This window comes from Streptomyces hilarionis, from assembly GCF_024539675.1.
GTDB lineage: Bacteria > Actinomycetota > Actinomycetes > Streptomycetales > Streptomycetaceae > Streptomyces > Streptomyces hilarionis.
The window spans coordinates 1-624 of sequence record NZ_JAHHIT010000395.1 but is presented as its reverse complement, the minus strand read 5'-3'; the positions used below and the strand labels follow the sequence as shown (position 1 = coordinate 624).

Here is a 624-nt window from a genome sequence, read left to right as displayed (position 1 = left end):
CAAAACAACGTGGCCAAAGAGGCCGGGAGCGATCCGTCGGCACTTAAGAAATCACGTTTCCCGAGTCTCATCGCAGAGATAAAAACCTACATCGAACAACATGCGGAGGAGCGACCTCGTTCGTTGAACCAGATAAATCATCTTGCCCGTCAGAAAAGCCGCGCCTTGCGAGATCGGATTGAGCAGGTTGCCCGACAGCGCGACCAGCTAGCAAGTTTATTGAGCGAGGCGGATGCGAAAATCATAGAGCTGTATGACCGTATTGCTGAGCTTGAACGACAGTTACCTGCGTCCAACATACTATCGTTGGATCCACGCGGGCCCAGAAAGCTTTGAGATGGCAGTCGTGGGGGTACACGATCCGCAACTAGCCGCAAGGCTAGGGGCGATACTCAATGAGCGTGTTGTGAGGCTATGCTCAACGAGCGTCCGCTTTGGCTGACCTTGCTGACTGACCAGGGGGACGAGACGACACCTGGAGTATCGTCGAGGCGGATCATCACGACAGTCGCGGTGGATTTAGAGAATTAAAACTGTCGCTGCGAAGCCCGGCTTTCTGGGGCTTCAAGCCAACTCTGGAGGAAACGCAAAACTGTCGCAAACCCTCAAGTCTCTGCTGTGGAG

The 624-nt window shown here is 54.2% G+C and carries 1 protein-coding gene; it reads left to right on the top strand.

Features of this window, described 5'->3' with window-relative positions; all coding sequences use genetic code 11:
- A partial coding sequence (locus KMS84_RS43710) for a hypothetical protein (RefSeq protein WP_256921262.1) occupies positions 1 to 336 on the top strand: 336 nt, incomplete at its 5' end.
- Positions 337 to 624: the final 288 nt, after the last annotated feature.